We start from the raw sequence: 14913 nt of genomic DNA on the forward strand, positions 1-14913 counted from the left end.
GAAAGCACCTTCTTAAAAAAAATTGTTAGATTTACCTAGCTGAAAACATAGGCAGAAACATATTAATTTTTCAGGGACTTAGAACATTTAGCTATGCAAAAGATTCTTCAAGATTTCTCAATACCAGCCGTATTTGCTGGTTTTATTACCTTTCTTATTGGTATTAGTGTTTCAGCTATTTTAGTGATTCAGGCTGCTCAAGCTTTAGGTGCGTCATCTGAACAAATCACCTCATGGTTTTGGGCTTTAGGCTTAGGTATTGGTTTATCAGGACTCATCCTTTCTTGGAAATTTAAATATCCCGTAGCAACAGCTTGGTCAACAGCGGGCCTCGCTTTAATTATGGCAACAGGTAGTGGCTATAGTTTAAATGAAGCAATTGGCGCTTTTTTAGTAGGTGGTTTACTCACTGCGATTTTAGGCTTTTCAGGTATATTCCAAAAAGCGCTTTCCTATATACCACAAAGCCTAACCAGTGCCATGCTTGCCGGAGTTCTGCTTAAGTTTGGTATTTCACTTTTCGCGAGCTTGCAAAATGATTGGACATTTGTTTTATCTTTACTCGCCATTTATGTCATTACAAAAAGATTATGGCCGCGTTACAGCATTGTATTTACCGCCTTGGCAGGTATTGCCCTCTGCCCTGTTTTTTTAGACTTTCATATGCCTACTCTTGAGTGGTCCTTGGCTAAACCCGTTTGGATTAGCCCTGAATTTAGCTGGTCAGCACTTTTAGGCTTAGCATTACCACTTTTTGTGATTAGCATGGCGTCGCAATATCTACCCGGTATAGCCATGATCAAGAGTTATGGCTATAAACCGCACGTTAATCAACTAATTGGTTGGACTGGTTTAACTCAAGTTGTGCTTGCACCTTTTGGATGTTACAGCGTTAATATTGCTGCGATAAGTGCTGCCGTAAGCTTAGACGACCAAGTTCATCCTGATCCAAGCAAACGTTATATTGCGGGTATAAGCTGTGGCTTTTTTTATGTGTTGATGGGGCTATTTGCTGCAACCCTTACAAGCTTACTGATGTCTTTTCCTCATATTTTTATTGTAGCTTTAGCAGGCATTGCCTTACTTGGTACCATTAGCCATAACATTGCGCTTGCGTTTGGTCCAGTTGAAGACCGCGAAGCGGCATTATTTACCTTTTTATGTAGTGCATCAGGTATCCAATTTTTCGGTGTTGGTTCAGCTTTCTGGGGACTGGTTGTCGGTATTGTTGTATTTATAGTCCTTAAATTTAAAGCTAAAAAATAAGGCTTAAACGAAAGAGTTTGCGCTTCATCATTTAGAGAAATTCATAAAAAATTAAACGCAAACTCTCGTTAAATTAGTTAATTGTGTTTTTATCCCAAAACGCTTGCCGTATTTGCGGCATTGCATTTAAGTGATTAATGATGTGTTGTGCTTCTTCTGCTTCGATTGAAGTTGCAATTAGCGTTACTTCTATCTCAACCTCTTTTTCTCCAAAAGGTGTGACATCAATATCTTTAGCAGGATAATTATGATGCTTTAAGGTTAGGTTTAATTCATCCATAACAACCTTGCTCTGACTTCGGTCACATATAATGTAGATTACATGTAAAACTTCTGTGTCATCGTCTAACGGACGACGGTCAATAATATGGACAATCGGCCTTAATAGCGTATTGGCAGATAAAATAAAGGCTGTCGCCAATATTGCTTCAATAATTAAATCAGCACCCGCGGCAGCACCTACTGCCGCAGAACACCATAAAGTCGCTGCGGTATTTAAACCGTGGATGTTGCCTTCTTGGCGCATAATGACACCCGCACCCAAAAAACCAATACCCGAAACAACATAGGCAATTACCCGAACAGCTCCATCTGCTCCAGTAAGATTAATTGCAATATCTACAAAAATTGCTGCACCTACCGCAACTAGAACATTTGTTCGAAGACCAGCTGTACGTTGCCTATACTGACGTTCGAACCCAATTAACGCCCCTAAAATAAAAGCAGCCGAGAGACTAATTAAAGTATCAATAATATTTGATAAGTCTGTATGTTGTAGAAATTGCAATTTCATTTTGCACCTATTGTTTTATTGCCAGCCATAACGGCGGATATAGATTTTCTTTACCCATTGAGTAACACACATATAAGCACCTAAAATTACAGGTAAATATAAAAAATAACTTAAAGGTAAAGCTTGTAGTTTTAAATAGCTTGCTAAAGGACCCATTGGTAAGAAAATCCCGATACACATAATCACCGCTGTCATTATTAATAATGGAGTCGCGGCACGACTCTGAATAAATGGAATTTGAGCTGTGCGGATCATATGGACAATTAATGTCTGGGTAAGTAAACCCACCACAAACCAGCCTGATTGGAATAGCGTCTGATGTTCAGGAGTGTTTGCTGAAAATACAAACCACATTAACCCAAAGGTAATCATGTCAAAAATGGAGCTAATCGGTCCAAACACCACCATAAAGCGGCCAACTTCTTCAGGTTGCCAACGCTGTGGTTTTGCAATTAGCTCTTCATCCACATTGTCAAAAGGGATCACAATTTGTGAAACATCATAAAGTAAGTTTTGAATCAATAAGTGGATAGGCAGCATTGGTAAAAATGGAATAAAAGCACTCGCAATAAGTACCGAAAAAACGTTACCAAAATTTGAACTCGCCGTCATTTTGATATATTTCAGCATATTGGCAAAAGTTCTACGGCCTTCAATCACACCTTTTTCAAGAACCATCAGGCTTTTTTCAAGCAAGATTAAATCTGCAGACTCTTTAGCGATATCTACTGCGGTATCTACTGAAATACCAATATCGGCAGCACGTATAGCAGCGGCATCGTTAATACCGTCTCCTAAGAAACCAACCACGTGACCATTTGCTTTTAACTGCTCAACAATACGTTCTTTGTGAACCGGACTTAATTTCGCAAAAATGTGGTATTGCTCTACTGCTCTTTTGAGTTGTTGATCAGTTAAGGTTTCAATTACACCGCCCAATAAAACTTGATCATAATTCAGGCCAATTTCTCGGCACACTTTTTGGGTGACAAACTCATTATCCCCAGTTAGCACTTTTACCGTTACACCATGGGCATGTAAACTCTGTATAGCTTCTTTGGCAGACTCTTTAGGTGGATCAAGAAAAGTAATATAACCTATTAAAATCAGATCACTTTCGTCAACAACTGAATAATTTTCCTGATGATTTTTAAACTCACGATACGCTACTGCCACCACTCTTAAACCATCTCGGTTATAGCGTTGAGTTAATGCCTCAATTGCTACTTCACGTTGCTTTGTTAAAGGCTCTACTTTGCCATTTACCTCGACATAACGGCAAACCTTTAACATTTCCTCAACTGCACCTTTGGTAATCATACGGGCTTTTTGTTGAGGCGTTTGTACCACGACTGACATACGGCGGCGATCAAAATCAAAAGGAACTTCATCTAACTTCTTGTAACGTAACTTCTGTATTTTGATCTGATCATCAACAGCTTCTAAAACAGCCACATCAAGCAAATTTTTTAGGCCTGTTTGATAATAACTATTTAAAAATGCCTGCATGAGTACAAAGTCTGATTTCCCGCCTTGAACATCAATATGTTGGGATAAAAAGATTTTGTCTTGAGTCAGAGTTCCAGTTTTATCGGTACACAGAACATCCATGGCACCAAAGTTTTGGATCGCATCTAGACGTTTAACAATCACTTTCTTTTTAGATAAGAAAACCGCCCCCTTTGCCAAAGTTGAAGTCACAATCATCGGTAGCATTTCTGGAGTAAGACCAACAGCTACAGATAATGCGAATAAAAATGCTTCGGCCCAATCGCCTTTGGTGAAGCCATTAATGAAAAGTACAACAGGTGCCATCACCAACATAAAGCGAATGAGCAACCAACTTACTTTATTGACACCCATTTGAAATGCAGTCGTGCTCCGATCAGTAGCCGTAACTCGATGAGCCAATGCACCGAAATATGTTTGGATACCCGTACTTAAAACCACTGCCTGAGCTGAACCAGAAACAATATTGGTCCCCATGAATACAATATTATCTAGCTCTAAAGCGCTGGTTTCTTCAAGATTTTTCTGCAACGGGAATTTCTCGACAGGCATTGATTCACCAGTCATTGCAGCTTGAGAGACAAACAAATCTTTAGCAGACAAAATTTTACAATCCGCAGGAATCATGTCACCCGCAGATAATAAAATTACATCACCCGGCACTAAATACTGAATTGGTATTTCAAATTGGTGAGTGGTTTGGTTTTTAGTATCAATGCCATAACGCTCATGCATAAGTTCTAAATCTTCTGCACTGACTTGATGGCGCAATACAGTAGCAGTATTACTCACCATTGCCTTTAAGGCATCCGCAGCTTGATTTGACTTTGCTTCTTGCCAGTAACGAAGTAGTGTTGAAAGAATTACCATCACACTAATAATGGTTGAACCTGTTAGATCATCGGTAAAGAAAGCAATCAATGCCAACAGGCTAAGTAAAATATTGAACGGATTACGGTAGCAATACCAAAGGTGTTGCCACCAAGTTAATGGCTTTTCATGAGTAACTTCATTAAGTCCCACCGTCATTTGTTGGGTATGCGCTTGCTCTTCTGTAAGCCCCGTCAAATGAGTATCGAATTGTTTTAATAGATCATTCGTTTGAGTCCTTGATGCATTAAGCAAACGCTTAGATAAATTTTTGCTAATTTCTTGAGCATAACTAGATTGATGTAGCTCTTTAAAAGATCGATTACGACCGAAAAAACGCATCAAATGAAATCTTTGTAAAAATGCTGTGAAGAGTCGTTGCCAGAATTTCATCACGAAATCCTCCATTTTTTAGGCGTACAAAGCTCTCGACCTTATTGAAAATAAAGTCTTTTAAATTTTTTAATTTAGAAAGGAATAGGAGATCGTAGACTTACGATGAAGAAGAGAAAATTAGCCCAAAGCCAGACCAACGTTGACGGAATGTCACATAAATGAACATGGTCCGAATGCTTTGAATCGCATGAGACGAATTGTTTACCAAGATTAAAATCTGGTAGATATAACGGTCATGTATGGAAGCGTATATAAACATTGGCTTCTCCCCATTGCTAGCGAGAAACTAAACAGATAAATGCTGAAGTGAATGATTACAAATCAAGTAATTTGTATAGGTTTAATCTAATTTTTAACAAAGCTATCTCATTGCAAGATAGCCTCTCCTAAAGGTTACCTTGCTCAGTATTGGCTTTGGTTTAATTGATAATTAAACTCGAACCTCGAACAACTACCCATTTAGGATCTCCGTTAAATAAACTCGCGGCAAGTATAGGTTTTAGTCTACAAGGCACAAGATTTTTTTTGTAATTTTTTATTAATTCATCAGTGACTATAACTCACAGTTCTCTAACCACCACTGTTTTCGCCATCTTGTCATGCCATCCTTGTTTTTTAGCATCAAATGCGACCCAAATAAGACCGATACAAAACACTAAAATAGATGGAATATATCCGATATAGCGAATGAGAGATTGTACGAAAGTTAACTTATTACCTGTCTTTTCATCGAGAACTTTTAAACGCATTAGACGTTTTCCTGGTGTCCCTGCAAAGTAGATCCAACACAAAACAGTATATAAAAATGGAAATGCATAATTTACGATCATATCAAACCAATAGTTTTGCGGTTTACTACTCATACCTGTAGCAAATATGAGATCGTAATCTCCATGATAAAAGATCCATGCGGCTGGAATAATTGCTAAAAAAAGAATAAGAGTATCAATGATCATTGCGCCAAATCTTAACCAAAACCCTGCATATTCATATTTATAGGTCATGTGTTCACCTCGCTTTTGTTATTTTTTACCTAATGCCACAGTAACTAATTTATTCGTCTTTCATCGTAATTGAAATCTTTTTATTTTTAAATACTTAATGTATTTTTTAATTTCCGGTTTTATTTAGAATTGTAATAAGATTTTTGAAAAATAAAAGCCATATCAATTTAAGTTAAAATAATATATATCATATTAAAATATTTAAATTACACCTCATTTGTATGAGGTGAAAACTAATTATACTTATTAATTTAATCATTTATAACCAATGATTATTTCCAGAATAAAACATCAATTTTAAATTCTTTTTTTAGCAAAAAAGCTGCACAAATAAGCCCAATACCGATGATGATTAAAAACATGCTTAAACTTAATAATCCTCCCACAGCAGAGCAAAAGCCTAAAATAGCTAAAATATAAAATAAAATTACACTAATACTTGGCATTCAATTTATTCCACTACTTAAAAATAAAAGCAATTTATTCTATCGAGTCTGTAAAGGAATGCTGTTTTCAAATGTTGATTACACCCCATATTTGTATCAACTTAAAAACAATATGTTAATAATTCCTACTAAATGTAAACAACAAAAATATAAATGTGATAAATATCACATTTATATTTTATTTAACTTCAAAATAATGTTTTTCAGTAATAAGTTTTATTTTTAGATTTTTATATAATCGATCTTTTGAGTTTTCTAACGAAGGAACAACTTTTTCTGCAAACTTATCATCTGCCATGAGTCTTGCATAAGTTTTATAACCAATCACTAGCTTTTCTGGCTCTTTACCAGTTTGGCGAAATTCCTCGATAAGTTTACTGACTTTCTTTGCTGTTAAATCGGCCATATCTTACTACTTCCCCCTTACATATGATTCGGTTATACGATTTCTGTGTGACAAAAATATGAAAGGTAATTTATTGTAAAGTTCTTCTAAAAAATTAAATTTGGCATACTCTCAACTCCCTCTTTATCAATCTCAAATAAAATCATTAAAAATCAAATATATAATTAAATACCATTTAATTTAACTATAAGTGAATTGAATTGATTTCTACCTTTAAACAAATGTGTTAATCTTTAAGTAAGAAAAGCTTCATACATATAACAACTTGTAAATAAGAGGAATAACATTATGAATTACCGACATATTATTGTACCTGTAGATGGTTCTGAGATTTCTTTGGCAGCAGCACGACAAGCGGCCCATATCGCTAAAGCTTTTGGTAGTAAACTTACAGCAATTAGTCTGGTTGCAGTGGACCCGTTTAGTGGTGTCGATTTCTATTACATCTCTCCTGTTGTAAAAGATTATTTTGTTGAAGCGCGTGCTAATGCAGAAAAAACACTTGCGAAAGTAAAAGCCCTATGCGCTGAAGAAGGTGTTGATATTGAAACACAAATTATTCAAGGTGAAATCTCATCTGATGGCATTCTTAAAGCTGTAGAAGAGTTGGGTTCAGACCTGATTGTTATTGGTTCACATGGTCGTAAAGGTTTCCAAAAACTTATTTTGGGTAGTTTTGCGCAAGATGTCCTAAACAGCACTAAAATCCAAGTTTTGGTGGTAAAAGAATAATTGCTGAGTCGACTAAAAGCCTAATCCATTGATTAGGCTTTTTATCATAAAAAATGCATAAGTTTTACACAGCTTAAAAACCGTTATACACTATTGCTCTCTTACCCTCTATTTTGTGAGTCACGCCAATGAAGTAAGTCTTTTTCTCATCAATTTTCTCTTTTTTGATGTGCAAAATAGACTATTCTTTAGTGACTTAGCGTCTTTATTTAAAGCTTTACACTCCTATTTTGTACATCCTGTATTTATGAGGTTCTTATGACTCAGCAGCAGGCATGTGTAATATCACAACTCACTTTGGAGTTTCCTTCAAAAGTGATGTTTAAAGAATTGAATTTCTCACTTGAGCATCATCAAGTATCAGCCTTAATTGGCCGCAATGGTCAAGGTAAGTCTTTACTTATGCAATTGCTTCACAAGATTTCACCCACTACAGAAATGCATATAAGTGGTCAAATAAACTGGCAAACAAACCATGCATATTTATCTCAGCTCACTCGTCTCCAATCAGACACAATTGCAGAAGCTTTAGAGGTCAACCATCTTTACAACGCTTTTCAAAGAGTGGAACAAGGCGAAGCTGAATACGATGATTATGATTTGTTAGAAGGACATTGGGATCTTCCTAATATTTGGGAAGCTTTACTACGATCTGCTCAGCTACCAACCGATTTAGACTTTCCTGTTAAGCAGTTGAGCGAAGGCCAAAAAACCAAGTTAGCCTTATCCGCATTATTTTTAAAAACTGATCATTACCTATTACTTGATGAGCCAAGCAACCATCTCGATCAAGAAGCTAGACAGTGGTTAATTGCTCAGTTAAAGAAACATCCAATAGGCGCTCTGATTATTAGTCATGATCTGACTTTGCTAAATGAAGTCGACCATATTTATCACTTAAATGAGCATGGCCTACAGCACACTACAGGAAATTATGAAAAATTTTATGAGCAATATCAGTCCCAAATCGAGGCTTTAGAACAGTCAGTACATCAGCATCAACGTGAAGTTAAGCACATGAAGCAAAAGCGGCATGAAGTTTTAATGAAAGCCCAAAAACGTGAGCGTGCTGGCAACAAACTTAGTGACTCAAACTCTCAAGCTAAAATTTTGCTCGATTTTAAAAAAGAACAGGCTGGACAAAGCCTAGGAGCAATTCATTCTCAACATCAGCGTCAAATCGATCAAAGCCAGCAAGACTTGAAGAGTAAAAAAGTACTTCTAGAAACTGTTAAGCCCCAACAATTTATATTTCCCTCTTTTCACAAAAGAACAGGAGAAATTCTTAGAATTGATAACTTAAAACTCAACTATGGGACACAACAACCAATTCATCTCGCCTTAAAAGCTTGTCAAAAGATTCATTTGGTTGGCCGAAATGGTATTGGGAAATCAACTTTGCTGAAACAGATTGATCAATCTGCTGTAACTGCTACAGATGAAATTAAACTGTTTGCAAATTGCTTCTATCTCGATCAGAACTTTAGCTTTTTATTAGACCATCTCTCTGCTGTTGAAAACTTAAGAAATATTAACCCAAATATTTCTGAGTTAGAGTGGAGAAATTTATTAGGTCAACTTCGGATTCGTGGTGATAAAAGCACATATCCCTTAGCTCAACTCAGTGGTGGTGAGAAGTTAAAAGTTGCTTTACTAGGTTTGAGCCATGCTCAGCCTATGCCTGAACTTTTATTACTTGATGAACCAGAAAACCACTTAGATATCGAGTCAAGAGAGTTATTTGCAAATGCTATTTCTAATTATGAGGGTGCTGTGCTATTAGTTTCACATGATTTAAGTTTTGTTGAAAAATGCGGGATTGTTGATTCAATTTATTTAAATTAACACTACGCTATTTTTATGCCTCTATAAAAGCTCTAACTATTAGAGCTTTTATATAAATCTTTTAATTATCATTTTATTTTTTATTATCTAATATTTGTAGATCTAGATTAAAAGAAACTGCTCTATTTCTTTGTGCGCTTTTTTTCATTTGATAAACTTGAACAATATAATCACCATCGACAGGTAGCGTTACTTCACCTGAAAAACCTACAGTCGAACCCACGAATAATGGCTTATCTTTACCAGGCTTTTGACCTGGAGCGAAAATATTAATATAAGCTAAATTACCATAACTATTAATATTAAATTTTAAAATCTGTCCACTTTTTGCAAAAACTCGATATCTTACATCATCATAACCTTGAAACTTTCCGGTTAACGTAATTTGAGAAGAATCTTTTAAAAAGCTTACTTTAGTCTCAACATTTTTAGCAACTACAGATAATGGTATAGATGAAATCAAACTAGATAATAATAAAATTTTAATGATTTTTTTCATTTTTAGTCCTCAAAATTATTTTTAAATTATTATAAGAAAGATAATTTTTATTAAATTTAACTTTATGTATAGATTTGATGAGTAGCGTTTGGATTTGTAAGTTATTTCATCACTATTCAAAAATGATTGTCATTAAAATTAACTTATCAACCCTTTAGCTTTTACAACCGAAATTTATGGTAATGGTCATAATGAGTCATTTTATCAAAGTGGCTTTAAGTACATGGCCTATAAAAACCGTATTTAATTCAATGCAAGTTATGGAAACCAACTGGCACATACAAAAGAAGATTCATATTTTTCTATAGGGGGGTTGTCTTATTAACGCAAGATGAGTTTGATCCCTAACAATAGCTAGGAATAGCAATAGCAAGACGCAGCAAAGTTATTTTAAAGCCCATCTAACGATAGGCTTTAAAATTTATAAAAATTAGGAGTCTTTATCCATTGAGTGTGGAGTCGTGGTTTTATCTTGCTGTTTAGTATCATTCTCACCTTGGCAAGCCGCCACAGAAAGCGAAACGATTGCTGCTAAACCTAGGGTAGCGATAATTTTAGTCATATCTCACCTCATACAGTTTTAATTGATTAGCTTATAAATACTGGCTATTAATATTACGATCAGCATAGATTTATAGACTTTTTTGTAGTGTTCACAAAGAAATGTAAAATGAAAAAGTATCCCAAAGATTTTAGTTTATTGAATTCATCTTCAGGATACTGCTTCAAATGATTAAAAAATTAAAATCTGTAGCCCACCCCTAAATATGTAATGATCGGATCAATATCAACTTTAGTTGACCCATGAATTAAGCGAGCGCCCGTATTTTGGTTAATGACATCAATTTGCGTTCAATTATTTAGTTTTGCATAAGATACTGAGGCAACCGTATACCAAGAATCATTAAAATCATAAGTAAAACCGGCAGTAAATATAGGCGCAATCGCATCATCTGCATCTACTTTAACCACCATATTTCCACTCGACTCTTTACGATCCAAGGCAGCCCCAGCCTTACCATCTAACACATTTTGAATCATATGACCTGCAGAGATCAGGTCAGAACGAATTTCGTCATTTAGCTTAATATCATTAAAATGAGCATACATTAACCCCACACCTAAATAAGGTCTAAACTTGTTCACGCCACTCTTCCCAAATTGATATTGTGCTTCAATTGCAGGGGTCCAAGCACGAACACTAGCTGCTTTAGGTTTATTGCCTAAGTTAGTAATCGGGACTGCTTGACCTAAGGTAATGCCGTTCGGAAAAAGAATTTTAACTAATTCATTTGGTGACAACGCGACACCGCTTAATGGTGCCAAGATTTCACCTTGGCCTTTAATATCGACTTTAGGGGGAATGCCTCCAATAAATTGTAAAGACACATTGTCATTGAGGTAATAGTTAAACATAAGCCCTAATGTGTCTGTGTCATCTACTTCAAGGCCGGCATCATTTTGATGCCACTGCTCTAACCCTTGAATCGTTGCCTCACCTGCTACTTCAGGTTTTATATTGCCTTCTTCATCAAGTAAGAGCCCTTTTAAAAAGTCATCATTTAAAGCGAGTTCAAGAAACTCTTTTTGATTAAAAGGTTCACCGCCTACATCTACCTCTGTAGCATTAGGATCAACGGAGTTTAAGAAACTGGTCGGCGAAATGCTTCCAACTTTAGCAACTGTTCCATTTTTAACACTTGTATTGATATTAAATGGATTAGCTTTACCTTGAGGCATTACATGTAACCAACCTGCCGAGACAGAAAACCGTTTTACTCCCTCTGCATAACTCATATTTGCAAATATCAATAATGAGCTGGCTATTACTATTTTCGATAATTTTATTTTCATTTTTATTCCATCCTAGAAATGCATATTACTAACTCTGCAATATGTTCTTGGAATATAGCCAAGTTATATTTTTTATCAATTAGTATAATTTTTAAGCAAATAAATTTAAGTTAACTCCATCACATTTCCATATATAAATTTATGACTTATTTATCTTAATTAGCAGACGAACGGTAAAATTTTAGTTAAAAATAATTTTATCAAATGGTAAAAAAATAGAGGTAAAAACCAGTGCTATTTTGATACTTAGCTCTTTTTTAGAATTATAAAAAAAGCACCCTTAGGTGCTTTAAAAAAATAACTTCATTAAAACTTATATTGTAGTGTTAGTGCCGCATTTCGAGGAGCACCTAAAGTAATTTGGCCATATGCCGGGAAAACACCGTAATATTTTTTATCAAATACGTTGTTAATATTAAGCTGAGCCGAAAAATCTTTTGTAATTTGATAACGAGCCATAAGGTTTACAAGTGCATAATCTCCTTGCTCAACTTTCTCAATAACTTTCTTCGGATTCTTAGCATTAACATAAGTACTGCTTTGCCAATTTACCCCGCCACCCACGGTTATGTTTTCTAATTTGCCCGGTAATTTATAGGTGGTAAATGTCTGAATCATCTTGCGAGGAAGTTGGGTATTAACATCGGCATCATTTGCATCTTTGGCAGAGAACTGGCTATAACCTGCTGTAATATTCCAGTCTGGTGTGATTTGTCCACTTACTTCAACTTCAAAACCTTCACTCGTCGCACCTTTTGCTGCCCGATAATAGGTTTCTTTTACCCCGTTACGAGTAACTTGTCCTGCTTCCTGAGCTAAATTGTCTTGCTTAATATGATAAAGCGCTAAAGTACCATTCAAACGTCCATCAAACCATGCAGATTTTAAGCCTACTTCAGTACTGTTTCCTTCAACCGGGTCTAAATAGTTTCCATCAAAGTCTTTATTGTCTTGAGGCTGAAAAATACTGGTATAACTTGCATATGCAGTATAGACATCATTGAAATCATAGATAATACCTGCATAAGGAACAAATTCGTGGTCATATTTTATGGGTGAACTACGACCATATATATTCTTTTCATAATTTGTAAAACGTCCACCTAAAATAAATTTTAGAGGCTCAATCGGATTTAAATAAGTCGCAGCGAATAGTGCATTTTGTTCAATATTATATTTCTCATTGAGTGTAGGTGCATTCCACACTGGCTCAGGCATGCTGCCGTTCCATTCAAAGAAATTGCCAATTTCCATTTTTGTATCAGTTGAACGAGCATACGCTGTAAAGTCCTGATTGGAATATTGATAACCCAAAACAACCTTTTGCTCTAAGCCCCACAAATCAAAACTACCATTGAGCTGCAAAGAAGCATTATCTTGCTCTACCTCAAGGTCATACGCTGATGCATAAGGAGATAGCCCTAGACCAGTATTTTTATCTACACTACCTGAAACATATAAAAGTTTAGAATTAGCATCACGCTTACCATAAGAATAAGACAGTTTAGCTGACCAGTTGTCATTAAATTTATGAGTTAAATCTGCAAATAGGTTGGTATATTTAACATTCCAGCGTGTCCAGTCAGCACTTGTAGTGGTATTTTTAGACCAGTTCGTTTTTGTGCCATCACTAAACCAGACAGGTAAACCTCCCCACATTGGTCCACGCGGATCATCTTCCTGATAAGTTACCCCACCCGATAAAAGGGTATTTTCAGATAAATCTGCTTCAGCACTTAACAGTAAAGTTAGCTTTTCTTTAGACAACAAGTCGGTATAGCTGTCGCCTTGTTCATATTGGGCCACTGCTCGTCCACGTACTGTCCCTGATTGATTAAGGGAGTTGGCAATATCACCCATAACACGGTAATTATCCCAACTCCCTGCACTCACTTCTACGTTAGCAGTTGGCTCTGTACTCGTAGCACGCTTACGAACCATATTAATCGCAGCAGATGGATTTCCAGCACCAAATGTAAGACCTGTTGCCCCTCGAACTACATCAATATGATCATATAAGGCCATACTTGAGAAAATTTCACCTGAAGACCAAGGCAAGCTATATGTGGTGGGAATACCATCAATAATATAGTTATCTACTACAAAACCACGTGAATAGATTCCACCTCGGTTGGTTTCATAACGGTTGACACTTACCCCTGTAACATTTTCGGCGACCTCAACCAAAGTTGACAATTGCTGGTCTTGTAAACGCTGTTGAGTAATGACGGAAACAGATTGTGGAACCTCACGAACGGATAAACCCAGTGGTACCGCTGTTTCTGTTTTCCCTGCTATATAACTTTTTTCATTTTCTTCGCCACTTCCAGCTTTTACTTTAATGGTAGGAAGAGTTCCATATTCCGAAGTCTGCTGATCAGTCTCTGCATGCGCTGAAATTGTGCTCATTGCTATTGCAAATGCTAATGCATTAATTTGAAAGTGTTTCGTAGTCCTTTGCATAATCTTTAAGTAGCTTTAAAAAATTACATGAATAATACAAAGAATAATTATCATTTAATACTGATTATCAATATTACTTTCATTTATTTTATTTATGAATTATACAAGTTTTTATGATTGAAATTTATTCCTAACTAAGCCGATTGATGCTAAAAATAAAAGAGTAGCTGAGAAAAACGGATCAAACTTAAGATGAATATTTTTATTCGCGATGAGCGAGAAGAAGATATTAAAGAAATTGAAGAATTGACTAAAGCGGCATTTCTAAATGCTGAACATACGAGCCATACTGAACACTTTATTGTTAATAGTTTAAGAAAGCACAAACAACTTACAGTGTCTTTAGTTGCGGTTGAAGATAATACTATTGTTGGGCATGTGGCAATTTCACCAGTGCAAATTTCATCAGGTGAAAAGAATTGGTATGGCTTAGGACCTATTTCTGTCGCGCCGAATAAGCAAGGACAAGGCATTGGATCATTGCTTATGAATAGCTCTTTAGAAAAATTAAAAAAATCAGGCGCAAAAGGTTGTGTTTTATTAGGTGATCCAAAGTATTACAGTCGCTTTGGTTTTAAGGCATACCCTGACCTAAAACTACCTGGAGTACCCCCTGAATACTTCCAAGCCTTAAGTTTTCAAAATTATGTTCCTAAAGGTGATGTAAGCTACCATGAAGCATTTAATGCCCAAGACTAATTTAGAATTTTCTTTATTAAAAATAGATTTTATTAATTATAAGAAATACAAAAGAGAGGTGGTCCCACATGTTTGAACAACTAAAAGCTTATTTATAAGTGATACTCTGCTCTAGTTAAGCTACCTTATTT

13 protein-coding genes and 1 pseudogene are annotated in these 14913 nt (G+C 35.8%); 4 read left to right on the plus strand and 10 right to left on the minus strand.

What is annotated here, in order from left to right:
- Positions 1-93 precede the first annotated feature (93 nt).
- Positions 94-1266, plus strand: coding sequence for a benzoate/H(+) symporter BenE family transporter (locus G9371_RS13360; protein WP_001169535.1), 1173 nt, complete (start codon positions 94-96; stop codon positions 1264-1266).
- Between the two features lie 73 nt (positions 1267-1339).
- On the opposite strand, the gene G9371_RS13365 is transcribed toward G9371_RS13360, so the two are convergent.
- The 6 genes from G9371_RS13365 to G9371_RS13390 all read right to left on the minus strand — a co-directional run bounded on the left by G9371_RS13365 (position 1340) and on the right by G9371_RS13390 (position 6690).
- Complete coding sequence (locus tag G9371_RS13365) at positions 1340-2059, minus strand: MgtC/SapB family protein (RefSeq protein ID WP_000775740.1); 720 nt, start codon at positions 2057-2059, stop codon at positions 1340-1342.
- A gap of 15 nt (positions 2060-2074) precedes the next feature.
- Positions 2075-4831: a magnesium-translocating P-type ATPase gene (gene mgtA, locus G9371_RS13370; RefSeq protein ID WP_029424716.1), complete on the minus strand. Its 2757-nt coding sequence runs from the start codon at positions 4829-4831 to the stop codon at positions 2075-2077.
- Between the two features lie 100 nt (positions 4832-4931).
- Positions 4932-5093 (minus strand): hypothetical protein, encoded by a 162-nt coding sequence (locus G9371_RS13375; RefSeq protein WP_004840892.1) that lies wholly within the window; start codon positions 5091-5093, stop codon positions 4932-4934.
- Positions 5094-5394: 301 nt separating this feature from the next.
- Entirely contained in the window at positions 5395-5838 is a 444-nt protein-coding gene (locus G9371_RS13380; protein WP_000221476.1) for an RDD family protein, read from the minus strand.
- A 272-nt stretch (positions 5839-6110) separates the two neighbouring features.
- The gene (locus G9371_RS13385) at positions 6111-6284 is read right to left on the minus strand and encodes a hypothetical protein (protein WP_001139332.1); all 174 of its coding nucleotides are present in this window, start codon (positions 6282-6284) and stop codon (positions 6111-6113) included.
- Positions 6285-6462: 178 nt separating this feature from the next.
- Positions 6463-6690, minus strand: a complete 228-nt coding sequence (locus tag G9371_RS13390) for a hypothetical protein (RefSeq protein WP_000774578.1) — start codon at positions 6688-6690, stop codon at positions 6463-6465.
- Positions 6691-6978: 288 nt separating this feature from the next.
- Between G9371_RS13390 and G9371_RS13395 the strand changes: the two genes are divergently transcribed.
- On the plus strand, positions 6979-7422 hold the full coding sequence (locus tag G9371_RS13395) for a universal stress protein (protein ID WP_001109442.1): 444 nt from the start codon (positions 6979-6981) through the stop codon (positions 7420-7422).
- Positions 7423-7680: 258 nt separating this feature from the next.
- Positions 7681-9267, plus strand: coding sequence for an ATP-binding cassette domain-containing protein (locus tag G9371_RS13400; RefSeq protein ID WP_029424715.1), 1587 nt, complete (start codon positions 7681-7683; stop codon positions 9265-9267).
- Positions 9268-9340: 73 nt separating this feature from the next.
- Here G9371_RS13400 and G9371_RS13405 read toward each other — a convergent pair whose 3' ends face one another.
- The 4 genes and pseudogenes from G9371_RS13405 to G9371_RS13420 form a co-directional block, all read right to left on the minus strand.
- The gene (locus tag G9371_RS13405; RefSeq protein WP_000720298.1) at positions 9341-9766 is read right to left on the minus strand and encodes a hypothetical protein; all 426 of its coding nucleotides are present in this window, start codon (positions 9764-9766) and stop codon (positions 9341-9343) included.
- 430 nt (positions 9767-10196) lie between these two features.
- Positions 10197-10328: a hypothetical protein gene (locus G9371_RS13410; protein WP_000161254.1), complete on the minus strand. Its 132-nt coding sequence runs from the start codon at positions 10326-10328 to the stop codon at positions 10197-10199.
- Between the two features lie 179 nt (positions 10329-10507).
- Positions 10508-11620: pseudogene (locus G9371_RS13415) on the minus strand (OmpW/AlkL family protein).
- 306 nt (positions 11621-11926) lie between these two features.
- Positions 11927-14083, minus strand: coding sequence for a TonB-dependent siderophore receptor (locus G9371_RS13420; RefSeq protein WP_029424714.1), 2157 nt, complete (start codon positions 14081-14083; stop codon positions 11927-11929).
- A 192-nt stretch (positions 14084-14275) separates the two neighbouring features.
- Here G9371_RS13420 and G9371_RS13425 point away from each other — a divergent pair, with 192 nt between their 5' ends.
- The gene (locus G9371_RS13425; RefSeq protein ID WP_001019957.1) at positions 14276-14782 is read left to right on the plus strand and encodes a GNAT family N-acetyltransferase; all 507 of its coding nucleotides are present in this window, start codon (positions 14276-14278) and stop codon (positions 14780-14782) included.
- Positions 14783-14913: the final 131 nt, after the last annotated feature.

The organism is Acinetobacter sp. EKM10A, from assembly GCF_011075215.1.
Classification (GTDB): Bacteria; Pseudomonadota; Gammaproteobacteria; order Pseudomonadales; family Moraxellaceae; genus Acinetobacter; species Acinetobacter baumannii.